General features: G+C 68.9%; 27 protein-coding genes. 15 read left to right on the top strand and 12 right to left on the bottom strand.

Annotation, left to right across the window (positions count from 1 at the left end; translation table 11 throughout):
* Nucleotides 1–216 precede the first annotated feature (216 nt).
* Entirely contained in the window at nt 217–1,488 is a 1,272-nt protein-coding gene (locus tag ACQP0N_RS22000; protein WP_433113751.1) for an MFS transporter, read from the top strand.
* A gap of 360 nt (nt 1,489–1,848) precedes the next feature.
* Entirely contained in the window at nt 1,849–2,259 is a 411-nt protein-coding gene (locus ACQP0N_RS21995; RefSeq protein ID WP_433113749.1) for a hypothetical protein, read from the top strand.
* 186 nt (nt 2,260–2,445) lie between these two features.
* Here ACQP0N_RS21995 and ACQP0N_RS21990 read toward each other — a convergent pair whose 3' ends face one another.
* From ACQP0N_RS21990 to ACQP0N_RS21965, 6 genes are all read right to left on the bottom strand, one after another.
* Nucleotides 2,446–2,883 carry an SRPBCC family protein gene (locus ACQP0N_RS21990; RefSeq protein ID WP_433113747.1) on the bottom strand — a complete coding sequence of 146 codons (438 nt, stop codon included), beginning with the start codon at nt 2,881–2,883 and terminating at the stop codon, nt 2,446–2,448.
* A gap of 432 nt (nt 2,884–3,315) precedes the next feature.
* Nucleotides 3,316–3,990 carry a DUF998 domain-containing protein gene (locus ACQP0N_RS21985; protein ID WP_433113745.1) on the bottom strand — a complete coding sequence of 225 codons (675 nt, stop codon included), beginning with the start codon at nt 3,988–3,990 and terminating at the stop codon, nt 3,316–3,318.
* A 278-nt stretch (nt 3,991–4,268) separates the two neighbouring features.
* Complete coding sequence (locus ACQP0N_RS21980; RefSeq protein WP_433113743.1) at nt 4,269–5,537, bottom strand: low temperature requirement protein A; 1,269 nt, start codon at nt 5,535–5,537, stop codon at nt 4,269–4,271.
* Between the two features lie 103 nt (nt 5,538–5,640).
* The gene (locus ACQP0N_RS21975) at nt 5,641–6,240 is read right to left on the bottom strand and encodes a TetR/AcrR family transcriptional regulator (RefSeq protein ID WP_433113741.1); all 600 of its coding nucleotides are present in this window, start codon (nt 6,238–6,240) and stop codon (nt 5,641–5,643) included.
* Nucleotides 6,233–7,069, bottom strand: a complete 837-nt coding sequence (locus tag ACQP0N_RS21970; protein WP_363660467.1) for an alpha/beta fold hydrolase — start codon at nt 7,067–7,069, stop codon at nt 6,233–6,235. The genes ACQP0N_RS21975 and ACQP0N_RS21970 overlap by 8 nt, the downstream gene beginning before the upstream one ends.
* 63 nt (nt 7,070–7,132) lie before the next feature.
* Nucleotides 7,133–7,522 carry an ATP-binding cassette domain-containing protein gene (locus ACQP0N_RS21965; protein ID WP_433113739.1) on the bottom strand — a complete coding sequence of 130 codons (390 nt, stop codon included), beginning with the start codon at nt 7,520–7,522 and terminating at the stop codon, nt 7,133–7,135.
* A 272-nt stretch (nt 7,523–7,794) separates the two neighbouring features.
* Here ACQP0N_RS21965 and ACQP0N_RS21960 point away from each other — a divergent pair, with 272 nt between their 5' ends.
* The 7 genes from ACQP0N_RS21960 (at nt 7,795) to ACQP0N_RS21930 (ending at nt 13,611) form a co-directional block, all read left to right on the top strand.
* On the top strand, nt 7,795–8,589 hold the full coding sequence (locus ACQP0N_RS21960) for an ABC transporter ATP-binding protein (protein ID WP_433113737.1): 795 nt from the start codon (nt 7,795–7,797) through the stop codon (nt 8,587–8,589).
* Complete coding sequence (locus ACQP0N_RS21955; protein ID WP_433113735.1) at nt 8,589–9,350, top strand: ABC transporter permease; 762 nt, start codon at nt 8,589–8,591, stop codon at nt 9,348–9,350. The genes ACQP0N_RS21960 and ACQP0N_RS21955 overlap by 1 nt, the downstream gene beginning before the upstream one ends.
* A 43-nt stretch (nt 9,351–9,393) precedes the next feature.
* On the top strand, nt 9,394–10,173 hold the full coding sequence (locus tag ACQP0N_RS21950) for a MerR family transcriptional regulator (RefSeq protein WP_433113733.1): 780 nt from the start codon (nt 9,394–9,396) through the stop codon (nt 10,171–10,173).
* Between the two features lie 247 nt (nt 10,174–10,420).
* Entirely contained in the window at nt 10,421–11,221 is an 801-nt protein-coding gene (locus tag ACQP0N_RS21945; RefSeq protein ID WP_433113731.1) for a class I SAM-dependent methyltransferase, read from the top strand.
* Between the two features lie 12 nt (nt 11,222–11,233).
* Complete coding sequence (locus ACQP0N_RS21940) at nt 11,234–11,770, top strand: DsbA family protein (protein ID WP_433113729.1); 537 nt, start codon at nt 11,234–11,236, stop codon at nt 11,768–11,770.
* 93 nt (nt 11,771–11,863) lie between these two features.
* Nucleotides 11,864–12,511 carry an SDR family oxidoreductase gene (locus ACQP0N_RS21935; protein ID WP_433113727.1) on the top strand — a complete coding sequence of 216 codons (648 nt, stop codon included), beginning with the start codon at nt 11,864–11,866 and terminating at the stop codon, nt 12,509–12,511.
* Between the two features lie 224 nt (nt 12,512–12,735).
* The gene (locus ACQP0N_RS21930) at nt 12,736–13,611 is read left to right on the top strand and encodes an alpha/beta fold hydrolase (RefSeq protein ID WP_433113725.1); all 876 of its coding nucleotides are present in this window, start codon (nt 12,736–12,738) and stop codon (nt 13,609–13,611) included.
* Nucleotides 13,612–13,791: 180 nt separating this feature from the next.
* Here ACQP0N_RS21930 and ACQP0N_RS21925 read toward each other — a convergent pair whose 3' ends face one another.
* Entirely contained in the window at nt 13,792–14,778 is a 987-nt protein-coding gene (locus ACQP0N_RS21925; protein WP_433113723.1) for a LacI family DNA-binding transcriptional regulator, read from the bottom strand.
* A 222-nt stretch (nt 14,779–15,000) separates the two neighbouring features.
* Between ACQP0N_RS21925 and ACQP0N_RS21920 the strand changes: the two genes are divergently transcribed.
* Genes ACQP0N_RS21920 through ACQP0N_RS21895 form a run of 6 tightly spaced genes read left to right on the top strand, consistent with a single transcriptional unit; the run spans nt 15,001 to nt 21,032 of the window.
* Nucleotides 15,001–16,323 carry an ABC transporter substrate-binding protein gene (locus tag ACQP0N_RS21920; RefSeq protein ID WP_433113721.1) on the top strand — a complete coding sequence of 441 codons (1,323 nt, stop codon included), beginning with the start codon at nt 15,001–15,003 and terminating at the stop codon, nt 16,321–16,323.
* A complete protein-coding gene (locus ACQP0N_RS21915; protein ID WP_433113719.1) occupies nt 16,324–17,301 on the top strand; it encodes a carbohydrate ABC transporter permease in 978 nt (325 codons plus the stop codon).
* The gene (locus ACQP0N_RS21910; protein ID WP_433113718.1) at nt 17,298–18,152 is read left to right on the top strand and encodes a carbohydrate ABC transporter permease; all 855 of its coding nucleotides are present in this window, start codon (nt 17,298–17,300) and stop codon (nt 18,150–18,152) included. Before ACQP0N_RS21915 ends, ACQP0N_RS21910 begins: the two co-directional genes overlap by 4 nt.
* Nucleotides 18,149–18,982, top strand: coding sequence for a sugar phosphate isomerase/epimerase family protein (locus tag ACQP0N_RS21905; protein WP_433113716.1), 834 nt, complete (start codon nt 18,149–18,151; stop codon nt 18,980–18,982). The genes ACQP0N_RS21910 and ACQP0N_RS21905 overlap by 4 nt, the downstream gene beginning before the upstream one ends.
* Complete coding sequence (locus tag ACQP0N_RS21900; protein WP_433113714.1) at nt 18,979–20,154, top strand: Gfo/Idh/MocA family protein; 1,176 nt, start codon at nt 18,979–18,981, stop codon at nt 20,152–20,154. Before ACQP0N_RS21905 ends, ACQP0N_RS21900 begins: the two co-directional genes overlap by 4 nt.
* On the top strand, nt 20,154–21,032 hold the full coding sequence (locus ACQP0N_RS21895) for a sugar phosphate isomerase/epimerase family protein (RefSeq protein WP_433113712.1): 879 nt from the start codon (nt 20,154–20,156) through the stop codon (nt 21,030–21,032). Before ACQP0N_RS21900 ends, ACQP0N_RS21895 begins: the two co-directional genes overlap by 1 nt.
* Nucleotides 21,033–21,337: 305 nt before the next feature.
* Here ACQP0N_RS21895 and ACQP0N_RS21890 read toward each other — a convergent pair whose 3' ends face one another.
* From ACQP0N_RS21890 to ACQP0N_RS21870, 5 genes are read right to left on the bottom strand one after another with little or no spacing between them, the layout of a single operon-like run.
* Nucleotides 21,338–21,832 carry a flavin reductase family protein gene (locus ACQP0N_RS21890; RefSeq protein WP_433113708.1) on the bottom strand — a complete coding sequence of 165 codons (495 nt, stop codon included), beginning with the start codon at nt 21,830–21,832 and terminating at the stop codon, nt 21,338–21,340.
* Complete coding sequence (locus tag ACQP0N_RS21885) at nt 21,822–22,523, bottom strand: thioesterase II family protein (protein ID WP_433113706.1); 702 nt, start codon at nt 22,521–22,523, stop codon at nt 21,822–21,824. The genes ACQP0N_RS21890 and ACQP0N_RS21885 overlap by 11 nt, the downstream gene beginning before the upstream one ends.
* A gap of 10 nt (nt 22,524–22,533) precedes the next feature.
* Nucleotides 22,534–23,898: an SDR family NAD(P)-dependent oxidoreductase gene (locus ACQP0N_RS21880; RefSeq protein WP_433113704.1), complete on the bottom strand. Its 1,365-nt coding sequence runs from the start codon at nt 23,896–23,898 to the stop codon at nt 22,534–22,536.
* Nucleotides 23,898–24,137, bottom strand: coding sequence for an acyl carrier protein (locus ACQP0N_RS21875; RefSeq protein WP_433113702.1), 240 nt, complete (start codon nt 24,135–24,137; stop codon nt 23,898–23,900). Before ACQP0N_RS21875 ends, ACQP0N_RS21880 begins: the two co-directional genes overlap by 1 nt.
* Nucleotides 24,134–25,783, bottom strand: coding sequence for an HAD-IIIC family phosphatase (locus ACQP0N_RS21870; protein ID WP_433113700.1), 1,650 nt, complete (start codon nt 25,781–25,783; stop codon nt 24,134–24,136). Before ACQP0N_RS21870 ends, ACQP0N_RS21875 begins: the two co-directional genes overlap by 4 nt.
* Between the last annotated feature and the right edge of the window lie 82 nt (nt 25,784–25,865).

The raw sequence follows: 25,865 nt of genomic DNA, 5'->3' as shown, positions 1-25,865 counted from the left end.
ACACTTGTACGGGCGTCGCGACGACCTGCGACGGAGATGGTCTCGATCTGAGGCGCAGTCGTGCTTCACCACCCCCGGCCGATCATCTGTATTTGCGATGGAATCCATCTGCGGCGGCCGCGGCGTATTCGGCATACGATCTGGAACAGACAGCGTTGTTATTCGTGGGCATCCATAGGGACGCCTCGAAGTCGATTTCCGAAAGGCATCTGACGCATGAGCACCACCCCTTCCGTCGCGGACCAAGTGGCCGCGACCCAGCCGTCGCGAACACGTACGGCTCAGCTCTCGCACATCTCCGGCTTCTGGTCCGTGGCTGTCGCTTTCCTAACGCTGATGGCATTTGGCACGGTACCCACTCCGCTCTGGCCGCTCTACCAGGCGCGTGACCACTTTGGCGCCACGACCGTCACGGTAGCCTTCGCAGTGATGGTCGTCGGCGCGGCCGCAAGCTTCCTGGCGCTGGGTCACCTCTCCGACCGGATGGGCCGTCGCCGCATCATCGCACCGGCCCTCGTGGTCGGCATTGTGGCGGCAGTGGTCCTCGCGGCCTCGCCGTCGCTGACCGGCCTGATCATCGGGCGCCTGTTGACCGGCGTCGCGGTGGGCCTGATGGCTGCCACTTCCACCGCCTACCTGAGTGACCTGTACCGCCAGGCCCATCCAGACCGGCCAGCATCGCCCACCCCGGCGCTGGTTGCATCGGTGGCGAATCTCGGTGGTCTCGCTCTCGGCCCGGTCGTCGCCGGCGCTCTAACTCAGTGGGTTCGCGGTCCCCTTTCCACCTCGTACCTGGTATTCGCGGTCGCGATGACGGTGCTGCTCTTCCTGGTGCTGCTGAGCCCTGAGACCGTGGACAGGACGATGCGCACCCAGGACCGCCCCGATCGATTCCGCTTGCGTGCCGGCCAGCGCGTAGCGTTCGGAACCGCAGGTGTGATCGGCTTCTTCGCCTTCGCGGTCATGGGCCTGTTCTCCTCGCTCGGCGCGATCCTCGTCCGAGGACAACTGGGCATCACGTCGCAGTTCGTGGTCGGGCTGGCGCTGTTCGCCTCGTTCGGCTCCTCCGCCGTGACCCAGATTGCCCTCGGCCGACTCTCTCAGCGACCGCTGCTCGTGACCGGAACTGTTATGTTCCCGGTAGGGCTCGCCCTTACCGCGGTCTCGCTCTACCACCCGGCTCTATCGCTCTTTTTCGTAGCAGCCATTCTGGCGGGCGGTGGCGCGGGACTGTTGTTCAAGGGCGCTGTGACGCAAACGGCCATCGCAGCCGAGCCGGCGTCGCGCGCTGGCGTACTCGCCGTCTTCTTCGTCATCGCGTATCTCGGCATGGGACTGCCCTCGATCGCGTTCAGCGTGATAATCCGGCACGTACCGCTCGCACCCACGATGATCGGCTTCGCCATTGCACTGTCGGTCGGTGCGGCTGCGGCTGTCATCACCACGATCCGCGCGGACGGGCGCCGGCCGGGCCGCGCCAACTCGTGACGGGAATGGCGCGTATGGAGTCGGGCACAGCTTCTGAGCGGTCCGACAGTGGGATGAGCACGTCGGGTACATCGCGGTGCCGTTGGCGTTACCGGAAGGTCCAGGGGGATGACAGGCGCAGGCGAGGGGCCGTCCGGCCTGCGGTCCCGGCGAGGGAGTCGTCGTCCTTTCTGTCGACAGATGGCCTGCGGATCGCATGCTCAAAGGACTGGATGGAATGGCGCGGATTCGTTGGGTTGTGGTGGGACTGGCTTTGGTTGGCCAGGGGTGTGATGGCGCGGGTTTCGGCGCATGGTGCTCAGGGTCGGGCCTTCGGGCCGGGTAATGGTCGGTTGTGGTGTGTAGCCGTGGCGGATGTGCATGTTCTGGGCATCGGTGGTGGTGCTGGTCCAGGACAGGAGGTTCACGTGGTCGAGTCGGCTGCGGTGGTGGTTGAGCAAGGCCCGGCTGGCCCGGCAGGCCGCGTGGAGCACGTTCGACGCGACAGGGGGAAGGGCCGGGGACCTGTGCTGCGGTTCGGCCGGCCGGGCATACGCGCTGCTGTGCCAGTACCGGCACCGCGGTGAGCCGGCCTGGCTGAACCGGGCCCGGGCGCTTACCGGCGAGGCGGTGGCCGGGGTACGCCGGTGGACGATGAGCCGGGACAGCCTGTACAAGGGCGATGTCCCTACCGCCGTGCTGGTGGCCCAGTTGGCACACCCCGACCATGCCCGGATGCCGCTGTTCGAGCTGGGTCCGGCCGCCTGCGGTCGGACCGTCCAGAGCGGATAGTCAACCACCGGCCGGGGTGGCCGGTATTTCACCGGCCAGCACGATGGCCTTGACCGAGTTCGCATCCGGTCGTGACGCACGCCACCGGCGCACCGGTCAAACGCCGAGCGGCCGACCGCGCGGCCTTGCCTGCGAGGGCCGCGACTTGTCCGAGCTGTCACGCCGAGTTGCTGCGGCTGGTGAAGGTCACTCCGCGGCGACGCGGAGATGATCGAGCCAGGCCTTGAGTGATCCATCCAGTGCGGTCTGCATGCCCGCAACGTCGGCGGTCACTGGGGCGCCGCTCCAGGACTCCTCGGTGTCAACCTGTACCCCGCCGTCGACGAGGGTGAATGTCCAGGAGTGGATTCCCGTGATGCCTTCGGCGGGTCCGCCCCACAACGTGTGTCGTTGCGGCTCGACCTGGTAGATGGTGGAGGAGATGGTGAGGTTGTAGGTCTCCCACGTAAAGGTCGCGCCGGGCCGGAAGTCGTCTTCCAGGTGCGACCGATCGATGGCCTTCTGCCAGTTCGGCCACGCGTTGACATCGGTGTGCAGCCGCCACAGGGTTCCGATGGGGGCGGCGATCACGATCCTGTGCCTGGAGATGACGGGTGCTTGCTCGTCGATGCTGTTTATGCTCACGATGGCGCCTCCTTGAATATGAGTTGAGCCCTACGGGGCGACAACGTCGCCGCGGCAGGCGTCGCAGCCGACTCGGTCGCGATACCGCGACCGTGGGGTAAGACGCCGGCGTGCGGGTTGGACGGCCTTGCCGACGGGTGTGACCGGCGAGTCCTGCGCGGAAGCTCCAGCGCGCGGTCGCATTCGTGGCAACCCGCATGCAGCGGGGCGGTGTGCTGTGCATTAGGCGCAACCGCTCCAGCGCCTGTTCGCGGCGGTCATGCGAGGCGCTGTCGCCGTTTTTCCGGGTTCCCCGACGCGATTCCTCGCGTCGGGGAACCGGGGTCGACTCACTGGAAGTGATGGTGGTTTTGGACCTGGGGCTTGTTCCCGGTCGTCGATCGGGGTTGTGGAGCTGGCGGGTCAGCTGCTTGTGGATGCCGTGCTCATGGACTAAATGGTCGCGGTGACGTGGGGTACGCGGGAGTCGGCCCGGCTGCGCAGGAGTGCGACGGCGACGGCGAGTTGCCAGATGACGATGGTGTAGACGGAGCCGCGTTCGATCGCACCTGAGGGCAGGCCGGCATCGAAGGTGAGGAAGAGAGCGGTCACGGAGACCAGGCCGAACGCCGCGACGATAATGCTGACCAGACCGATCAGCCGCGTCTCGGGAATCTTTCGCCAGTGGATGCCCAGGACGAGGGCGAGCACGTTCCCGCCGACGATGGCCAGCGTTGCTCCGGTGAAGTGCAGGGGAAGCGTGCCGTTCTGCTGGGCCTGTAGGGAACCGTGGAAGGTTCCGACCAGGATGTACCCGATCATGGTTACGACCCCCATCACGGCGGTGAAGGTGCGCCGTCCGCTGAGCGTCCGCGATAGCAGCACCGCGGCGATCCCGAAGAGGATGCCCTGAACGATGAATCCGGTGTTCATGACCACGTGCAGCGGGGAGTTGAGTTCGCGGCCTTGGAACACCCCGGCGGTTGCGGATCCGAGGTCGCTGATCCAGTTGTCGGCGTAGCTGTAGGTAGGCGATTTCCACGCCGCGGCCGCGATCGCTTCGGCGGCGAGATAGATCACCGGGCCCAGAAGGAAGGTGGCAGCCGCGAGGGGGCGGAGCTTGTTCATGATGTGGTCCATTTCGGTCTAAGTAACTAATTGGTCGGTCAGATTCGAGGGGAGAGGGGTGTTCGTGGCCGAGTCACGGCGGTTTCAGAGGTGGCGGGTGCCGTGGGTGAGGGGGTGTGTGCCCAGGAGGTGTCGAACTCGTACAGCCCCGCGTGGACGAAGCGGTGCACGGTGCCGGGAACCGGCGCTGGACTTCAGCCCGACGAGTTGACCTGCCGAATGATCGGGTTGTGCCGGTACGGGCACTTCGGGTGCGATGGCTGGCTCACTGGAAGGGTTCATGAGCCGCCCGCGCGGTCGGGCGCTTCGTTGGTGGGAGCGGGCTGAATGGGCTTCAGTCGTCGTTCGAACCAGAGGTGGGCCAGGACTATCAGAGCCACGTAGACCACGAGTGTTCGGGCGCTGACGGCGGTGGCGAGCAGGCCGAGCAGCAGTGGGGCCGCGATGCCGGTGGTGACCCGTGAGATCGTCCTTTGCAGATCGGAGCTGTGGCTGGCGACGCCGGTGACCACCCCGAGGGTGAAGTAGGCCGCAACCGCGCCGCACAGCAGCCAGCGACCTTGGCCGGGCAGTGGGTCGGAGCCGTGGCTGACCGCCAGGGACAGCGGTACGGCGATGGTGGCGACGACGCCGGTGACCAGGCAGTGCAGGCCGAGGGCGGCGCGGGTGGGGATCCGGCCGGCGCGCAGGTGCGGCAGGCCGGCGTATCCGAAGACGACTGACAGGCCGAACATGCCGGCCAGCAGGATGAAGGACGCGATCGCGGTGGCCAGCAGGCCGGGGTCGTACCGCGTCTCGCTGGCGGCGGCGACGATCTGGACCACCGATTCGCCCAGAACGATGATCACGAAGAGTCCCAGCCGCTCGGCCAGGTGGCCCGGATCGACCGATACCCCATGGATGACCGGTCCCGTGCGGTCGGGACGGCCTCCCGATCGAGGGCGACGTCGAGTACGTTCTGGCGCGGTGAGGTACGACTGGACCCGCTGCAGGATCCTGCTGCCGGACACGACCAGGATCAGCAGCAGGTCGAGGCTGACTCCGGCGGCCCAGAGCGCGAGCTTCCAGTGTTCGTCGGCCCAGAGCGACGCGAACCAGGGCAGCAGTCCGGCCGAGTACTGCACGACCGGGAAGTCCAGCAATACGGCGCCGCGTTGCCACGACTTGGACCCGTAGACGCGCGTGGTGATGTAAGCGATCGCGAAGACGTTGAGCGGACGGAGGTCGTCGCCGTGCTCGAGCACGGCGTGCGCCACGCCGGGCACGGACGCGGCCATGGTCCCGAGGCCGAACATGCCGACCATCAGCCGCAGCACCCGGGTCTGGCCGGCGGCTACGTTGCCGTACAACATGAACGTCGTCCAGGACAGCCACAGAGCCAGGAACAACAGGGCGTAGAGACCGAGCGCCGCGGCGTCCAGTTCCGGCCCGAGCACGTGTGCCAGGGCGGCCACGCCGGCCACCGCCACGAGGTCGAAGAACAGCTCGGCCCAGCTCGCGTGCCGCTCGATCCTGGAGTCTTGGGGCTCTTCGTCGATGGTCACCATGAGTTGCTGCCGGGTGGTGGTGTCGCGGTGATCGTGGGTGCCCGGGTGATGCTGATGTCGGTCCTCCGGGATGAGGTGGTCGGGTCGGGTCGTCGACGATCCGTCAGCGGACGAGGGTGCCGCTGGTCGTGGTAGTGATGGCGTGTAGGCCGCGGTCGAGAAAATCGACCATCCAGGTGAAGCTGTCGTCGACAGATGCGTCGAACCGGAACCCGCCGGCTGCTTCCAGGGTCGAGAACCCGTGCAGGACGCTGCGGAGCATCCGCAGGGCGTGAATCTCCTGGCTGGAGTCCAGGTGGTAGCCGCGCAGCATCGCCGCCCAGGAGGCGACAACCCGTTGCACGGCGGGGATGATCGGGTCGTCGGGCCCGGTCGCGCGGGAAGAAGCGGCATCGCCGGCCGCGTACCGGCCGGGGTGCTCCAGCACGTAGGTCCGCATCGCCTGCGCGCCGGCGGCGAGGGCCTCACTGCCGGCCCGGCCCTGGATGGCGTCACGAATGGCGTCGGCGAACTCGGCCATGGCCTGGACAGCGACACGGTGGACCAGATCGGCCTGGCTGGCGACGTGTTTGTAGAGCGCCGGGGTCTTTACCCCGAGCCGTTCCGCGACCAGGCCCATGCTGAAGTTCTCGAAACCGACCTCGTCGACCAGGGTGGCCGCAGCCTCGGTGACCGACAGCGCGGTGAGCCGAGCCCTAGGCATTCGCCAGCGTCTTGTTCAGGAAAGGCCGGGCCAGCGCGAGGACCTGATCCGGTGTCTGGGCGTGCGGATAGTGACCGGCACCCTCGATGACGGCCAGCTCGCCGAGGCCCGGGGGCAGGTCGGCGATGATCTTCTCGCCCTCGGCGCGGGGGTCGGCCCAGTCGGGGTCGAGGCTGCCCTCGATGACCAGGACCGGGCAGGTGACGTTGGCCAGCTGCGCGCCGGCGTCGCTCGGGCTGGTCTTGCACATGGCCTGCAGAACCTTCATCCGGCCGGGCTCCGTCAGCTTCGCCTCGATGCGCCTCAGTTCGGCGTCCCAGTCGGCGGGCTTGACCGGATACGCCGCGTCGAGGTACTTCTTCCAGCTCGCCAGCCTTCCCAGCACCATGACCTGCCCCATCTGGCTGTAACCGGTCCGGAAGCGCTTCACCCGCAGCAGCCCGCCAAGATCGAAGGGTTGTACGCGGGTGAACGGCGCCAGCTCGATGACGCCGTTGATCAGATCGGGCGCGGTAGCCGCCGCGATGGTCGCCGCGCCGCCGCTGATCGACTGCCCGATGATCACGGCCGGGCCGCCGAGGTGACGCACGACGGCGACGAGGTCGCCGGCGATGTCGGTGCGGCTGTACCCGTCCCAGCCCAGGCTCGAGTCGCCACAGCCGCGGATGTCGACGTTGGCGACCCGGTACCCGGCGTCGGCCAAGGCCGGAGCCAGGAAACGATACGAGTGCCGGCTGTCGCCGATACCGTGCGCCAGGACCACGAGAGGACCGTGCCCGGACACCTCATAAGTGAGGTTGTTACCGGCGATGCTCAAGGACTCGGTCATGACGACCTCCACAGAATTGGTTAACGGCGCTTCCTTGAGGTTAACGGCGTTTCCTTGGTCGAGTCAAATCTTCTTCGATGGCTTCGGCCCTTGAGGACCAACGGCAGTGAAACCGGCGCTAAGCGCTGAATCGTCTACTAAGTCCGCTATGGCGGCAGTTGATCTCAGCCGCATCGGCGCCACGGTGACCAGCCCAGGGATCGTGAACCGGCGGCCGACCCGCTCCCGCCGACGGTTGTCGCGCGGGCTCTGAAAGAGGGCGGCGACGCGGGTCCGGAGGGCGATTGGTACGGCGTAGCGAACGGCGGTGACCGGGGTGCCGTCAATGCTGACCTGGCCATGGTCGGGGCGGTGCAGGAGTGCCAGGACCCGGACCAGTGTCGACTTTCCGCTGCCGGACGGTCCGCGTAACCCGACCGTCTCGCATCGCGGCGCGCTACCTGAGAGTTTCACTGGGACTCATGGGCCGGCTGGGCATGAGATTCGGGACAGCCTCCTCGTTCAACGAGCTGGGAGGGGTACTTCGAGAGCTGCAGTAATGTCGGCTCCGCCTGAAAACTGGAGCGGCGTTGACACTCGAGCAGTCGCATAGCTTCGAGCTCACGCAGCCATGCCGTTCCAAATGGGCAGCCACGCTCGTCGGTGACAACTGTGACTCGGTGAACATTCAAATCCGCGCCCGGGGCTTGACCCTGACGCTGCGTCAACCCTTCACGCTGGGCGCCATGAGCAATTCGCCAACAAGAGCTCAGGCCGAGCAGTCCGCGATCCGCGTGCACGGCCTGGAGAAGTCGTTCAAGGATCTCAAGGTCCTGCGCGGCGTGGACATTGACGTGGCGCCGGGCAGCATCTTCGCTCTGCTCGGCTCGAACGGGGCCGGTAAGACCACCGTGGTGAAGATCCTCTCCACGCTGCTCAGGGCCGACGCGGGGACCGCCCGGGTCAACGGCTTCGATGTGGCGGCGCAGCCTGCTGAGGTACGGGAGTCGATCAGCCTCACCGGGCAGTTCGCGGCGGTCGACGAGATCCTCAGCGGGCGGGAGAACCTTGTCCTGGTCGCCAAGCTCCGGCACCTCAAAGGCCCGGGTGCGATCGCGGACGACCTGCTGCGCCGTTTCTCGCTGACCGAGGCGGGCAGCCGGAGGGTGGCGACGTACTCCGGTGGCATGCGCCGCCGCCTGGACATCGCCATGAGTCTCATCGGTAGCCCGCCGATGATCTTCCTTGACGAGCCGACGACCGGGCTGGACCCGCAGGCACGCATCGAGGTGTGGCAGGCCGTCAAGGAACTCGCCACGGGCGGGACCACGGTGCTACTCACCACTCAGTACCTCGACGAGGCGGAGCATCTCGCCGACCGGATCGCGATCCTGCACGAGGGTCGGATCATCGTGAACGGCACCCTCGACGAGCTCAAGCAACTCCTCCCACCCGCGAAGATCGAGTACGTCGAGAAGCAGCCCAGCCTCGAGGACGTCTTCCTCACCCTCGTCGGTGCCCGAACGGACAAGGAACAGTGATGAACAAGCACTTCGTCGGCGACACCACGGTTCTGCTGGGACGCTCGCTGCGCCACATCGCCCGCAGCCCGGACACCATCATCACCACAGCGGTCATGCCGATTGCCTTCATGCTGCTGTTCGTGTACGTCTTCGGCGGCGCGATCGAGACCGGGACCGACTCGTACGTGAACTACCTGCTGCCCGGCATCCTGCTCATCACGATCGCCTCGGGCATCTCCTATACCGCCTACCGGCTGTTCCAGGACATGCAGGGCGGCATCTTCGAACGCTTCCAGTCCATGCCGATCGCACGATCCGCGGTGCTGTGGGCGCACGTGCTGACCTCGCTGGTCGCCAATTTGATCTCGTTGGTCGTCGTCGTCCTCGTTGCCCTGCTCATGGGCTTCCGCACCGGCACGAGCGTGCTGGGGTGGCTCGCGGTGGCCGGCATCCTGGTGCTGTTCACCCTGGCGCTGACCTGGATAGCCGTGATCCCCGGCCTCACCGCGAAGACCGTCGACGGCGCGAGCGCGTTCTCCTACCCGATCGTCTTCCTGCCGTTCGTCAGCTCGGCCTTCGTGCCCACCCAGTCCATGCCCGGCCCCGTGCGCGCCTTCGCCGAGCACCAGCCGGTGACCTCCATCGTCAACGCGATCCGGGACCTGTTCACCCGGCAGCCGGTCGGCACCGACATCTGGATCGCCCTCGCCTGGTGCGTCGGCATCCTCGTCCTCGCCTACCTGCTCGCCAACCTCACCTATCGTCGCAGGATCTCCTGACGGTGCCGACCACTGCCGCACCACCTGCGGGCAGGATCAGAGGATGCTGACGATCAGTCAACTGGCCGCGTACGCGGGCGTCACGGTGCGGGCGGTGCGCCACTACCACCAGATCGGCCTGCTGCCCGAGCCGGAGCGGGACGCGTCGGGCTATCGGCGGTACGGGGCGACGGCAGTCGTGTCGCTCATCAAGATCCGCACTCTCGCTGACGCCGGCGTGCCGCTGTCGCAGATCAGTCGGATGCTGGAAGCCGACGCGGCAGCCTTCGCCGAGGCGATCCGGACCATCGACAAGAAGTTGCGCGACGAGATCCAACGGCTGGAGACCAGCCGCACCCACATCGCGCAGCTCACCGCCGGGGACAGCCTGGCGCTCCCACCCGAGGTCGCGGCCTATCTCGACCGGCTGCGCGACATCGGGGCGTCCCCGCGGATGGTGGAGGCCGAACGGGACGGGTGGATCCTGGTCGCGGCGCGCTGGCCCGACGGCGTCGTCGAGTGGATGCCCGGCAAGATCGCCTCTCTGGACGATCCGCAGGTCGTCCGGCTCTATCGCGTGCTCTCGGAGATCTTCGACGGGGACGAGGAGGACGACCCGCGGCTGGCGGAGGCAGCCGACATCATGGCCTGCCTGGCAGAGCAGGCCCACGCGGCCGGCCAGGTAGTTTCCGGTGAGGAGGTCGACGACGATCTGCCGCACGACCTGATCGACGCGCTCGCCGTCGAGTCCGACCCACGGGTACGGCGGCTGCGGGAGCTGCTACGCGAGCGCGGCTGGTCCGGTTGGAACCGGATGGAACGGCTCGCCGAGCCGCCCGACTGACCTGCCGGCGCCCGCTGCGCGCGTCTGACGCCACCCCGCGTCCGCTCGATGAGCGACACGTACGAGCGTCCCGTACGGCGGATGGCCGATCGGGCCCGCGTCAACCTGGGGCCGGTGGACCGAGCAGCAGGGCGTCCCTTCATCAACGTCGAGGCCGGCGCAAGCCCGATCGGCTGGCGCTGCGCTCGGGATGGTCGTGCCGCGTGTATCGACCTGCCGGAACGTGTGGCCGTCGTAGGGTGCGGCCATGGCATCCCCGGTATGGGTCGACGGAACGGCGTACGAGGCATATGTGGGTCGGTGGAGCCGTCTCGTCGCGGCGGCGTTCGTACGCTGGCTCGGCCTCCCGGGAGGGCTGCGCTGGCTCGATGTGGGTAGCGGCACCGGCGTACTGACCTCGACGGTGCTGGCGACCGCGCACCCACGGCAGGTCACCGGCGTGGATTCCTCCGAGGGTTTCGTCACGCAGGCCCGTGCTCAGGCCACTGACCCGCGGACCGTCTTCACGGTCGGCGACGCCCGGGTGCTGCCCCTGCCGGACAGCGCCGTCGACGTGGTCGTGAGTGGTCTGGTGTTGAACTTCGTACCTGAGCCGGCCCGGGCGGTGGCGGAATTCGCGCGAGTGGCGGTCCCCGGTGGGGTGGTGGCCGCCTATGTCTGGGACTACGCCGAGGGGATGGAGATGATGCGACAGTTCTGGGACGCTGCCAACGAGCTCGACTCCGCCGCGGCAGCGCGGGACGACGGCCGCCGCTTCGCACTTTGCCGGCCGGAGGCGCTTCAGACGCTGTGGCGCGAGGCTGGGCTGACCGATGTGTCGGTGGAGGCGGTCGTCGTACCGACCGTCTTCACCGGCTTCGCCGACTACTGGACACCGTTCCTCGGGGGGCAGGGCTCTGCCCCCGCTTACCTGTCCTCGTTAGCCGAGCCCCAGCGGGTCGCGCTGCGGGACCTGCTCGCCGCCCGCCTGCCAACCGGTCCCGACGGGTCGATCCGACTGACCGCACGTGCCTGGGCGATCCGCGGTACCCGGCCGACAAGCGTGTGAGGGGCGCGGCGCATGTGGTGCAGCAACGACGTCATCCCCGACGCACTGCTCCTGCGCCCGCACACCGGAACCGCCTGCCGTGGCGGCGGCGCCCTGGCCCTGCGCCTGGTCGACCTGGACGCCGTCAACGGACTCGTCCGCCTGACTGAGAAAGGTGCCACCGGACGGTGGCAACCGATCACCCCCGACCTCGCCGAAACACCCGCACGAGCACGCCCGCGCCCGGGCGCGGTCCTGCTCTCCGGCACTCCTGCCTACCCGTGTCGACGCTGGTCGAGGTTCGTGGACTTGGCCGGGCTGGCCCCCGACGACCTGACCGGGTACGCCGAGCAACTCGGCCTCGACCTCGACAGGTTCCGTGACGACCTGGCCCGCCACCGGCACGAGGCCCGGGTTCAGCGGGATGTCGATTCAGCCGACCGCAGCGGCGCGGCCGGCGCCCCCACGTTCTTCATCAACGGTCAGCGTCACGAGGGACCCCAGAACCTCGCCACCCTCAATCGCGTGATCGAGGAGCCACGGGCCCAGGCCACCGTCGTGCACCGTTGATCAACTCTGCCTGGCGACCCTCGATGGCGCGCGCCTGAATCCCCGAAGAGGAATTGAGTTGTGCACACTGGACTGGAAAACCGAACAGTGCTGGTGATCGGCCGGAGCGGCGGCATCGCCGGCGCGATCGTCTCCGCCGTACGCGCGTCCGGCGCCACAGTGGTCGTCGCATCCCGCAACCGCGATGCCCTGGCCGACGCGTACGGCGAGGAGCTGACCATCGAATCCGTCGACGTCACGGTTGAGGCGAGCGTGGCGGCGGTCGCGGAACGGTTGGGTCGCGTCGACGATGTCGTGTCGACAGCGTCGGCCCGCGCTCGCGGACGTCTGAGCGACCTGCAGCCGGCCGCCGTACCGCAGTCCCTGTCGACCAAGGTGCTCGGCCCGATCCTGCTGGCCCAACACCTCGCGCCTCGCATGCCGCAGGACGGCGGCTTCGTCTTCTTCTCCGGCGCGACCGCGCACAAGCCGGCGCCGGGCATGCTGGCGGTCGCGGCCACCAACGGCGGCGTCGACGCGGTCACCCGGGCCCTGGCCGTGCAACTCGCGCCGCTGCGGGTGAACTCAGTCTCGCCGGGCACCATCGACAGCGGTGCCTACGACGCGCTCGGCGAGCAGCAGAAGGCCGACCTCTTCGCGAGTCGGGCGGCCCGCAACCCGGCCGGTCGGGTGGGCCACCCGGACGACGTCGTCCGCGCGGTCCTCGACGCCCTCACGAGCACCTTCTGCTCACCTCGTTGATCGACGACACCGCCAACCGCACACGCTCGTTTGCCCTCGTCGCCGAAGAGTTCGGACTTGCCACAGGCTCGTCCTGAGCCGTGGCCCGACATCAGATGATCTCAATCCGAATATTCTGACTTGCCCTGTTTGCCCGGATCAAATCCGGGAAGTGCGGAGGACCTTCGATCAACGGTTCAGGCCACCGGCACCGGCAGCCCGAGTCATCCGCAGGAGGTTCCGGCATGTTCGACGGCTTTGACGAGTTCGATATCCCGACGTCGGGATCGACGATCCACGGTCGCCGCGGCGGCAGTGGGCCTCCGGTGCTGCTCTTGCACGGAATTCCCGAGACGCACCTCATGTGGCACCGGGTAGCGCCGCGGCTCGCCGAGAACTACACGGTGGTCGCCACGGACCTGCGCGGCTGGGGTGACAGCGGCAAACCAGAAAGCAGTGCGACGCACGAGCCGTACAGCATGCGAGCGATCGCCCGCGACCAGATCGAGGTGATGCGGAGCCTGGGCTACGAGCAGTTCCGCCTCGTCGGGCACGACCGGGGTGCTCGCTGCGCCTACCGCCTCGCGCTCGACGCACCCGACGTCGTCACCCGGCTGACCGTCATGGACATCGTGCCCATCGGCGACGTCTACGACCATGCCGACAGGGCGTTCAGTCTCTCCTACTGGGTGTGGTCCTTCCTGGCAGCTCCGGCACCGGTGCCCGAGCAGTTCATCGCGGCGGCGCCCGCGGTGCTCGTCGACTTCATGCTCGACACGTGGCCGACGGTGAAGGACGCGTTTCCGGCCGAGGTGCGCGCCGCGTACGTCAAGCAGTTCAGCGACCCCGCCACCGTCCACGCGATCTGCGAGGAGTTTCGCGCGGCCGCGTCGCTGGACTACCAGCAGGACGAGGCGGACCGCGGAAACCGAAAGATCGCCTGCCCGGTGCTGTTCCTCTGGAGTCAACAGGGTCAGGTCGCGAAGCTCTACGACGACCCGCTCGCGATCTGGCGCGAATGGGCCGACGACGTACGCGGCGAGCCGGTGCCGGTCGGCCACTTCATTCCTGAGGAGGCGCCCGAGGAGACCACACGGCAGCTCCTGGACTTCCTGAGGTAGCGCACCGATAGCGGGGAAGCTCAACTCTTCGAGGGGCCGTGAGAGCAACGCGAGCGCAGGCCGCATCGGACGACGGCGCCTGGCGCGTGTCAGCCCGGCGCGGAGCCGCGACGGCACACATCCACAGCCTCACCGTCAACCGAGCGCATGACCAGTCGGAGGAGACGGCCCGGCGAGTGGTCACCGGCGCGGGGCCGGCCCGCTGGACTGCCGGATGGTCAGGTGCGTGGGCAGCAGCACGGTCTCACGGGACGCCGTTGCCCCCAGGTGCTCAAGATGATTCAGCAGCATCGACACCGCCACCCGGCCGGCTTGTTCGATCGGCGCGGTGAGGGTGGTCAGCGGAGGGCTGCAGAAGTCGGCGCCGAAGATGTCGTCGCAGCCCACCACGCTGATCTCGCCGGGAACGTCGACGCCGCGTTCGGCCAGCCGCCGCAGTATGCCGATCGCCAGCAGATCGTTGAAGGTGACGCCGGCGGTGGCGCCGGTGTTCAGCAGCGCGTCCGCGGCGACCGACCCGGAGTTGCGGGACACGCCGAACGGTCCGACGCGGGCCGCGGTGAGGCCGTGTCGGGCCATCGCGGTCCGCATCGCCCGCCACCGGGCCGCGTTGGCCCAGGAGGACGGCGGTCCGGCGACGTACGCGATCGCCCGGTGGCCCAGCGAGACCAGGTGCTCGACGGCCTGCATCACCCCGTCCGGGCTGTCGATGACGACGCTGCGCACCCGGGGGACGTTGCGGTTGACAGTGACGACCGGCAGTTCGGCGGCGATGACGGAGAGGGTCCGCTCGGGCAGCCGGGAGGCGGCGAGGATCACCCCGTCGACCGACCGGCGCACCTTGTGCAGCAGATGGTTCTCCAGCTCGGCCGAGTCCTCGGTGTCGATCAGCAGCAGGGCGTGGCCGGCGGCGCGCAGTTGTTGTTGCGCGCCGCGGATCAGTCCGAAGAAGAACGGGTTCGTCGCGTCCGAGACGAGCAGGGCGACCGTTTCGGTACGCCCCGACGACAGCGCCCGCGCCTGGGTGTTGGGGACGTAGTTCAGCTCGCGGGCGGCGGCCTGGATGCGTTCCCGGGTGACCCGGTTGACCCGCTCGGGCCGGCTCAGCGCCCGGGACACGGTGGAGGCGGCAACGCCGGTGAGGGCAGCGATGTCATTGATGGTCACGCGGCCCTCCCGGCGTACCGCCGCACGGGGAGAGGACGCGCCTTCGGGGTTCATGCACATCAGCAGAGCATTGATGGCAATTAATGGCAACCGATTGCCATCCGGTTTCCATGGTTGTTACGTTCGCTCACACGTTTCATCGAACCGGGAAGATTCCCGGGCGTCTGGCTATGTGTTTTCCACGCCATTGCTCTCCGGACAGCCACCACCCAAGGAGCAGAGATGAACGCTATCCGCGCACTTCTCGCGGCGGCTCTGGCCGTCACGGTCGCCGTACCCGTCGCCGCCTGCGATTCCGGTAGCTCCGCCGAGGACGCCGGGACGCTCAACGTGCTCGTCGCGGCGAACTCGATCTATCCCGAGGAGCAGAAGCAGTGGTTCGCCGACGTCTCGGCGAAGTTCCAGGAGCAGGCCGGGGCGAAGGTCACGTTCGAGACCTTCGCCAGCCCTACCGACGAACTCACCAAGATCCAGACATCGATGCTCTCCGGGCAGGGGCCGGACATCTATGCCCTCGGCACGACCTTCACCCCGACGGCATACTCCACCGGCGCCTTCGTCGACCTCACGGCCGACCAGTGGACGAAGGTCGGCGGCCGGGACCGGTTCCTGCCGGCCACCCTCGGCATCTCCGGCCCGGACGCCGCGCACGAGGTCGGCATCCCCTTCGCCAGTCGTCCGTTCGTCATGGCGTACAACAAGGAACTGCTGGCCGCGGCGGGCATCGACAAGCCGGCCAGCACCTGGGATGGCCTGCGGCAGCAGGCCAGACAGCTGACCGGGGCCGGCAGGTACGGCATGGCCGTGGCTTACGGCGACGGCTTCGACCCGTGGAAGTTCATCTGGGCGATGAGCATCCAGGCCGGCAACCCCCTGGTCGCCGACGGCAAGGCGCGGCTGACCGATCCGGTCACGGTCAAGGCCTACCAGACGTACCTCGGCTGGCTCGCCACCGACAAGATCGTCGACCCGGCGGCGACCGGCTGGAAGAACGCGCAGGCCATCGCCGCGTTCGGCGCCGGCAAGGCCGCCTTCCTGCCGATGGTCTCGGCGACCTCGAAGGTCACGCTGGACAAGTCCGCGGTCGCCGGCAAGTACGGCTACGCGATCATGCCGACCGTCCCGCCGGGCGCCACCAGCCTGGCGTCGGGCGGCGTCGGCGCCACCAGCATCCTCTCCGGTGACAACCTGGTGATCGCCAAGTACAGCAAGAACCAGGACCTGGCGCTGCGCCTGGTCAACATGCTGACCACCGCCGAGTCGCAGGAAACCTACTACCGGACCTTCGGCGAGTTGCCGACGAACGCGGAGCTGGCGAACCGGCTGGTCGCCGACCCTGCGCTTGCGGCCATCGTGGACTCCGCGTCGAAATCGCACAGCACCCCGTTCCACGGCGGGTGGAGCAAGGTGCAGCTTGCGCTGGTCAACGTGGTTGTCCAGTCGGTGCCGAACCTCGCCGCCGGCAAGGTCGACGACACGGCCCTCAACGCCCTGCTCACCCGGGCCCAGTCCGAGGCGCAGGCCGCGCTGGACAAGGCGAAGTAGATGACCGTCACCGACCCAGCGACGGCGGACGCTCCGGACACCGGCGATGCGCGCCGGGTCGAGGTGGCCCGTCCGTCTCCGCCGCGCCGCCGTCGCGGCGCGCCCGCCGGCGGTGCCGCGTTGTGGCTGCTCGCGCCCGGCGGCCTGCTCACCCTGACCGTCATCGTCGTGCCGTTCGTCGTCGCGCTGGTGATGTCGCTGCTCGACCTCGACCAGTACACCTTCCGGCAGTGGCTGTCGGCACCCTTCGTCGGCGCCGGCAACTACGTGGAGGCGGTGAGCCGCACCAGCCTGCCGCACGCCATCTGGGTCAGCGGGTCCGCGGCGGTGATCGCGACGTTGCTCGCGTTGCCGCTGGGGGTCGCCGCCGCGCTGACCACCCACCTGCCGTTCCGTGGGCGGTCGCTGATCCGGTCCCTCTACCTCATCCCGTACGTGCTGCCCGCCTTCGTCGTCGGCACCATCTGGCGGATCATCCTGCAACCCGACGGGGTCGCCAACCAGGGCCTGGCGAGCCTGGGCATCGCCGGCGGCCTGTGGCTGAACGGGCCGAAGAGCTACTTCGCCCTGATCGTCGTGCAGGCCTGGTCGGGCTGGCCGCTGGTCTACCTGCTCGCCCTGGCTGGCCTGCAGGGCATCGACGACAGCCTGCACGAGGCCGCCGCACTCGACGGCGCGCAGTGGTGGGCGAAGCTGCGCCACATCATCCTCCCGCTGCTGCGCCCGCCGGTCGCGCTCGCCGCGATCATCTCGCTGCTGCACATGGTGAACAGCTTCACCCTGCCGTTCGTGCTGTTCGGCGTTCCGAGTCCGCACGACGTGGAGGTGCTGCCGGTGCTGACGTACGTGGAGAGCTTCCAGAACCTGAGGTTCGGGCTGAGCGCCGCGATGGCCGTGATCTCGCTGGTGCTGATCCTGGTCCCGCTGCTGGTCTATCTACGCACCGTCAAACTCGACGCGCCGGAGGCTGCCGCATGAACTCGGTGCATCGCCTGCTGCCCCGACCACTGCAGATCGGCCTGACGGTGATCCTGCTGACCATCGTCGGCGCGCCGGTCGGCTACGTCTTTCTCGCCTCGGTCAACACCGACCTGGCCGTGGCCGCCGGTAACTTCTGGCCGGAGCGGATCAGCGTCGACAACTACGTCCGGATCTGGTCGACCGTTCCGCTCGGCCGGGGGCTCGCGAACAGCCTGCTCGTCGCCGGCACGGTGGCGGTGACCTGCGCGGCGATCGCGGTCTTCTCGGCGTACGTCCTGGTCCGGCACCGGTTCCGGGGCCGGCGCACCGTGCTGCGCGCGCTGCTGGGCATGCAGTCGATCCCCGGCACGCTGCTGCTCCTGCCGGTGTTCGTGCTCTTCGCGACGATCGGCAGCAGCCTCGGCGTGCCGACGATCGGCACCCGGTGGTCGCTGGTCGTCACCTACCTCACGTTCGGGCTGCCGTTCTCCACCTGGATCATGGTGACCTACCTGCGTGAGCTGCCCGGCGAGCTGATCGAGGCCGCCCGCGTGGACGGTGCCGGGAGCTGGCAGATCCTGCTGCGTGTCGTCATCCCGCTGAGCTGGCCGGGCCTGGTCGTCGCGGCGATCTTCGCGTTCCTGCTCGGCTGGAACGACGTGCTGTTCGCCTCGGTCATGACCGATGTGGACACCCGTACCGCGGCGGTCGTGCTGCAGGTCTTCGGCGCGTCGCAGGAGGGCGGGGCGATCCCGCCGTACGGGCAGATGATGGCCGCCGCCCTCGTCTGCGCGGCCCCGGTGGTCGCCCTCTACCTCGCCTTCCAGCGCTACATCGTCAGTGGGTTGACCGCAGGAGGTGTGAAGTGACGGCGTGGACGCTGTCCGGCTTCGGCGACGAGATCGATCCCGACCCGGCGGTGCAGCTCGCGGTGCTCAATGCCCTCGGCGCCCGGCACATCGAGGTGCGCAGCGCGTGGGGCACCAACGTGGTGGAGCTCGGCGACGCCCAACTGGACGCCCTGGCGGAGGCGGTCGACGCGCGCGGCATGGCGGTTTCGGCGGTCGCGTCGCCCGTCGGGAAGGTCGACGTGACCACCGATGACGGCGGTGAGCTCCACCGGCTGCGCGCAGCCGTGGCGGCCGCGCACCGGCTGGGCAGCCGGTACGTCCGGATCTTCTCGTTCTACCGCCCGGCCGGGGTCTCCCCGGCCGAGATCCGCGCGGCGGTGCTCGCGCGGATGCGGGCCTTCGCGGCCCTCGCCGAGGACTCCGGCGTCGTGCTGCTGCACGAGAACGAGAAGGACATCTACGGCGATGTGCCGCGGCGGGTCGCCGACCTTGTCGAGTCGGTGGACTCGCCCGCGCTGCGCGTCGCCTGGGACAACGCGAACTTCGTGCAGGTCGGGGTGCGGCCCTACGACGACGGGTACGCGCTGTTGCGCCCGCACCTGGAGTACCTGCAGGTCAAGGACGCGATCGCGGCCACCGCCGAGGTCGTGCCCGCCGGCCACGGCGACGGCCAGCTGCTGCGGACGCTCACCGCGCTGCGCGACGACGGCTATGCCGGCTTCGCCTCCCTCGAACCGCACCTCGCCAGCCAGCACGACCTCGGCGGATTCTCCGGCCCGGCCGAGTTCGGCCGGGCGGCGCGCGCGTTCGTGAACCTCACCGCCTCGATAGGAGTGCATCTTCGATGACCGTTCTCAACGTCGTGATCACGGGCAGCGGGGTCATCGCCCGCACCCACGCCGGGGCGATCCTGCGGCACCCCGGACTGCGCCTCACCGCGCTCGCCGACCCGGACCCGCAGGCCAACGACCGGCTCGCCGGGTGGATCGGCGAGCAGGGTGGTCCGCCGCCGGCCCGGTACGCCTCGCTGGGCGAGGCCCTCGCGGTCGAGGCGGCGGACCTGGTGGTGGTCTGCACGCCCAGCGGTACGCACGCCGACCTCGCCGAGGAGGCCCTCGCGGCCGGCGTGCACGTGCTCGTCGAGAAGCCCCTCGATGCCTCCCTGCCGGCGGCCCGCCGCATCGCCCGGGCCGCCACGGACGCCGAGGCGGCCGGTCAGGTCTGCGCGGTGGTCTGCCAGCACCGGTTCGACCCGGCGAGCGTCGCGGTCGCCGCCCGGGTGCGCGCCGGCGACCTGGGGCGGCTCACCTCGGCGGTGGCCAGCGTGCCGTGGTGGCGGGGCCAGCGGTACTACGACTCGGCGGGCTGGCGCGGCACCTGGGATCAGGACGGCGGCGGCGCCACCATCAACCAGGGCGTGCACACCGTGGACCTGCTGCTGTGGCTGTTCGGCCGGCCCGAGGAGGTGTTCGCCTACACCGGCGTCCTCGCCCACGAGCGGGTCGAGGTGGAGGATGTCGCCGTGGCGGCGATCCGGTTCGCCGACGGGGCGCTCGCCGTGCTGCACGCCACCACCGCGGCGTACCCGGGCCTCGGCGTCCGGTTGCAGGTGCACGGCTCGCAGGGGTCCGCAGTGATCCACGACGACCAGCTGGAATACCTGCACACCGCCGACGGCCCGGACGCTTCCGCGTACGCCGACGGCCCCGACCGGTCCGGCGACGCCGTGCCACCGTCGCAGCTGCGGGGGGCGACCAAGCCCGACGACGCCTTCGTGACCGGGCACCTGCGGCAGTACCACGACACGGTCGAGGCGATCCTCGGCGGCCGGCGACCGGGGGTCACGGCGGTCGAGGCGCTGCTCGACGTCGCCGTGGTCAAGGCGGTCTACCTCTCGGCGCACCTGCGGCGGCCGGTGTCGGTGCCGGCGGTGCTGGCCGGCGACTTCGACGACGAGCTCGCCGCCGTCGAGGGCTCCGCGGCCACGGTGTCGTCCGTCCTGCGGGTGGGGGTGGCGTGATGAGGTGGTCGGTGTTCACGGCGTCCACGCCGGACTGGACGCCGGAGGAGACGGTCGGGCAGTTGGCCGCGCAGGGCTGGGACGGTGTCGAGTGGCGGGTCACCGATCAGGAACCGGCCCGACCGCCCGGGTTCTGGGCCGGCAACCGGGCGACCGTCCCGTTGACCGGGCTGGAGGGTGAGCTACCCCGGATCGCCACGATCACCCGCGAAGCCGGACTGGCGGTGTCCGGGCTCGGGGCGTACGTGCCGGCGGCCGACCACGGCAACGTCGAGCGGGTGTTGGCTGCGGCCGCCGCGCTGGGCGCGGAACGGGTCCGGGTGACCATGCCGCAACTGGGCAGCGGCGACTATCGCGAGCTGATGGCCGGCACCCGCCGGGACCTGGCGTGGATCGCCGCGCGGGCGGCGGAGCACGGGGTGACCGCGCTGGTCGAGCTGCACCACGGCACCATCGTCGCCTCAGCGTCGGCGGCGATGCGGCTGCTCGACGGCCTACCGCCGGAGCATGCCGGGGTCATCCACGACATCGGCAATCTGACCATCGAGGGGTTCGAGGATCCGCTGGCCGGTTTCCAGCTGCTCGGCCCGTACCTGGCGCACGTGCACGTGAAGAACGTCGCGTGGCGGGTGAGCGGCACCCGGGATGACGGGGGACCGCGCTGGTCGGCCGAGTGGGCGCCGTTGCGGGAGGGGCAGGCTGACCTGGCGGCCTATCTCGGGGCGCTGCGCCGGGTCGGCTACGACGGGTGGGTGACGGTCGAGGACTTCTCCACCGCCGCGCCGCTGGCTCAGCGGACCCGGGACAACCTGGCCTACCTTCGGGAGTTGGACCTTCGGGTACGCGCCGACAGACGGGACGCTGATTCCGTGAATTGACGGGAATTCATGCCCTGTGGTTCCGGTGTCGATCGAGTCAACTCTGCGGCTGCTGGCCCTGTGGTCCTGCCAGCCACGTCGTGACCTGCCTCAGGGGCTGGCTGCTGTCGACGATCTTCCTCATCCGTGGCCATGCGGCCTGGACCGGAGAGCCGCCCAGCAGGCCGCGCCGGCCCGGACAGGCGCCTCTGCCAGCCGGCCTGCCGGGCACCGGCACGACGGCGGAGCTGGGCCGGGCGATCGCCGAGAGGGTCAGCGAACGCCCGTCCGGCACCGCATGAGGTGGCGGCAGGTCGTCGCCCCGATCAGCTGACGTGGCCGACGTGAGCAGCGCCGAGGCTGACAAAGCGACCTCGGTGAAATATCAGCGGGCTGCACTCCTCGCGCGCCTCCCAGAATCCGGTCACCGTCGCTATCACGATGCGATGGTCGCCGCCAGGCACCACATCGGTGACAACGCAGTCGAACCAGGCGACCGCCTGGTCCAGTAGTGGCTGCTCACCGGGGCTTTTCCGCCAGGGGAGGCCGGCGAAGCGGTCCTCCACTGGCGAGTTGCTGAACCGGCGTGCGATGTTCTCCTGGTCGGCGGCGAGCACACTGACGGCGAATCGGTTCTCCGCGAGAACCAGAGACAGGGTCCGCGATCGCGGCGACGCGCAGAACAACAGCATCAGCGGATCAAGAGACACCGAGGTGAAGGAGTTGACGGTCATTCCGTGGGGGAGGCCCTGATGCAGTGTGCTGATGACGGAAACCCCGGTGGGATATCGTCCCATCGCCTTGCGATACTCAGCCAGCATCGGAGAGCGCGTCGTCGATCGTCTTCCACAGCAGTGTCCAGTCGTCGACCAGGTACATGTGCCCGCCGGGAAGTTCTCGCACCTCGCAATCGGCGATGGTGATATCGGCCCAGCCTGCTATGTCGTCCCTCGGCACCATCGTGTCGTCGACGCCGCGGAGAACCGTGACCGGAACGGACAGCGGCACGTCGAAGCTGTGGCGGTAGGACTCGGTGACGGTAAGGTCTGCGCGCAACGCCGGGAGCAATACCTCACGAAGGTCGGGGTCCGCGAAGGCGTCGTGACGGTATCCGACGATCGACTCCAGTTGGCTGACCAACTCGTCGTCACCTAACTGGCTGACTCCGTGGTTGGGCCGTCGCTGTGGGCAGGCGGCACCGCTGACGATGAGGCGGGTCGGCGGGAGGAGGCGGTCGGCGCTCAGGAGGCGCACCGTTTCGTAGGCGAGTATGGCACCGAAGCTGTGCCCGAAAACGGCGTAGGACTGGCCGTTCAACTCCGATCCGATCATGTCCGCGCAGGCTGCCGCCGCCTCGGACATGGTCCTGAACGGTTCGTCGAGGAAGCGCTCCTCGCGGCCCGGCAATTGCACCGGCAGCAACTGGAATCGGCTCGAAGCCTCGGATTGCCAGGGGCGGTAGATGCTGGCCCCGGCTCCGGCGAAGGGAAAACAGACGAGAGTGAAGCTCATTGCTGGTTCCTTAGAGATCGTCAAGCACGGTGACAAGGGAACTGGCCGGCTTGAGGACGGCTTGCACTGCGGCAGCGGCGGCCTGCTCGGCGGGCATCGCACCGATGCGTCCGAGCGGGCTGTTCATCATGTCGGTCAGCAATTTGGGGGCGCGCACCAGCACCGTGCGGACGTCGCGCTGACCGGCCCACGCGCGCACATAGCCTTCGATGCCAGATTTGGCCGCGACGTAGTGTGCCCAGTTTCGCCGCGGCGCGGCGACCGCTGTCGACGAAGCGACGAGCGTCCAACTCTGCGCTGTCAACAGCGCGTCCAGGGCGAGTAGAGGGCGCACGGCGAGGTTCAGACTGGTCTGTACGAAGGCCAACTGGTCGTCGGCAGCATCCGGGTGCGGAGCGATGGAGCGCAGTGGCGGGGCGGCCGACAGCACAAGCCCGTCCAAGGTGGGGCAGACCTGCCGGATCCGGTCGCGGACAGCGAGTAGCGCGTCCTGGTCGGTCGCGTCGGCGCGCAGGGGAATCACGCCCGGAAATCGCTCCGCGAGCCGTGCGACACGATCCTGGCTGTGCGCGTAGAGCGCGAACACCGTCGCCTGTTGACTGGCGAGGGCGGCGGCCATGGCAGCGCCCCAGCCGCGGCTGGCGCCGACGACCATGACATGACGCCCGGTCAGCGAGTCGCTGGGCGACAGGAATTCGGCCAACGAGGCCGGGGTGGGCTCGGGAACCGGTTGGCGTCGAAACGCTCGCACGATGGCAGTGACGGCAGGGTTGCCGCCGACGAGGGTCAACGCACCGGTACGTTCGTCAGCGGCGTCCACGCGGGCCCAGGGCACTGCCGCGGCGTCGCGGGCGGTGCGTACGGTGAACCCGGCCAGCAGTGCATCGCGCCCGGGATTACGCATACCGACCAGCCAGCTGACCCACGCCATGCCGGACAGCAGCGGCATGGGAACGGCAGCGGCTCCCAGCCGCTCGGCGAGACGCCGTAGTCGCCCCTCGTCGAGCGGGTGCTGATCGAGGTGCTCCGACTGGCCGAAGGGTTGCGCCGGCGGTGTGCCGCCCTCCTCGAAGTGCGGTGTGATCTTCACCAGTCGGCTGCCCTGCGCCGAGATCGTGAGTCGATCATCAGGTTCGCGTTCGACCGTGAACGGGGCGCCGGGAAACACCGGCTGGATGAAGGAGACCGTCAGCCCGACCATCAGGCGCAGACGCTCAGGCGGCAGCGCGGCGAGGGCCGCGACCGTGACCAACGCCCCGTGGACGATGGTTCTGCCGAAGCTGGTGCACCGGGCAAAGCTCTCGTCGGCATGCAGCGGATTGTGATCCCCGCTGGCCCGGGCGAACTCGACGACGTCGGACTGGGCGAGCTGCATCAGCCCATCCCGCGGGCCGAGCGGGCCGCCTCGATGATGCGGTCCAGCCGGTCGCAGTCGACCAGGACGGTCGCGTCCAGGGTCACGCCCAACCGGGACTCAACCGAATGAACCAGGTAGACATGGGTCAAAGAGTCCCAGCCGTCGACATCGGCGGGTGTGGTCGCACCACCCTTGCCCGGAGGCTCGCCGATGACCTCGGTGAACACATCAGTCACCACAGCGGCGATGTCAGTCATTCTCGCTCCTCGAAGATGTGCGGGCTGTCGAGATCAGCTAGCCCGTCGCGGATCCACGCCTGGCGCCCGTTGTCCGTCGCGTCGACGAAGCCCAATTGCGGGTAGAGCTCACGGACCAGGCCATTGCGTTCGGTCGGTATATGCCAGCCGACCAACCGGTCGCAGCCGGCATCGGCGGCCCCCAGCGCCAACAGGCGACGTTCCGCCGTGCGGCCGATGACCCGGCAGCTCAACAGCAGGGTGTCGATCCTGCCCACGGCGCCGTCGATCTCCAACAGGAGCAGACCAACGATGCCGTGGTCGGCGAAACGGTCCGACAGCGAGAGTGTGTAGCAGCCCCATCCCGGGTCACGGGCCATCCTGGTCAGTTCTTCGAGGCTGTGCCGGCGGGTGGTGAGGTTGAACTGGTTCGTCTTCTGCAGCAGTTGAACCGCACGAGCCAGGGCCGCTTCATCGAGCCGCCGAACGCGGGAGCGCATCTGAAGCCCGTCGAGGAACTCGGTCAGCGAACCACCTTGCCGGCGCAGCTCTTGGGCCTGCTCCAGCGCCTGATACGAAGCGGCCCGCTTGTGGTCGTCGAGCGTCAGCACACCGGCGGCCAGGGTCGGACGGTCACGCAGCATCGACACGTACGTGGCCGGGTCGGCGGGCAGGGCGACAACGTCGACCTGTGGCAGGGCGGCGCTGACTTCGGCGCACTCGGCCGGGTTGTCGTCGACGAAGGCCAGGCTTTCCACGCCCAGCCGCATTCGCGCCGCGATGTCGGCGAGCTGCTGTGACTTCGGGCGCCAGTCCGCCACGACCACGGCGAAGTCGTCCAGGTGCAGCCGCATACCGGGGACCCTGGTGAAGGCCTCCTTCACCAGGGTGAAATCGTTCTTGCTGGCGACGGCGAGAGCCATGCCGCGGCTGCGCAACCCGGACAGGTAGTCCTGGAAGGCCGCGAACGCCTCACCACGATGCCCGGTGCCGATGGCCACCCCCGCGAACCCGTCCTCGCCGATCACGCCGTCCCAGAGCGTGTTGTCGAGGTCGACCACCACGCACCGTTTGGTCAGGCCGAGGTCCGCTGCGATCACTCCGGCGGTTGCTTGAGCGATCATCCCCACCGCGTTGAGGGTGACCGGTTGCCGCAGCGTCCCCCAGAAGCGGGGGTCGCGCCATCGATCGATGCCGAATCGCGCGGCGAGCCGGGAACAGTCGACGAAGAGCACTTCGCCGGCCCCCCGGCGCCACAGCTGCGCGTTGACCGCGGCGACGACGCTGTCCGGCGCTTCGGGTACGCCTGCCGCGGCGTTGCCGTACGGGTCTTCCCCGGTGGGCACGAACGTGTGCTGCACGACTTTGGCATGCAGCTGCTCCCGTACCAGGGTCCAGAGACCGGTCCATCGCTCGACGGCGTTCTGCACGACCTCCTCGGCCGGCTGGTTCTGGCGCACACCGCGCAGGTCCTCTGCGGTGCCCGCAAGAACGACGTAGTCCGGGGCGAACGCGATCAGCTCGGCAGCGCACGGCAGTAACGACTGCTCCAGCATGCCGAACGGCATCTGGTGCACGGCCAGGTCGATGTCGGCCGCCAGCGCCGCGACCGGCAGCAGTTCGACGTAGAAGTCGGTGGTGTGCGAGGCGAGTACGGCGACCCGCACGCGCCGACGGGCTCGCTCGCGGGCCTGAGGTTCGGCGCTGAGGCGTCGTGCCGCACGACGCCAGGCGGCCGCGTCCGTCAAC

Origin of the sequence: Micromonospora sp. CA-246542 (assembly GCF_050942905.1) — a bacterium.
In the GTDB taxonomy this organism is placed as follows: Bacteria; Actinomycetota; Actinomycetes; order Mycobacteriales; family Micromonosporaceae; genus Micromonospora.
This window is presented reverse-complemented; position numbering and strand designations above follow the sequence as displayed.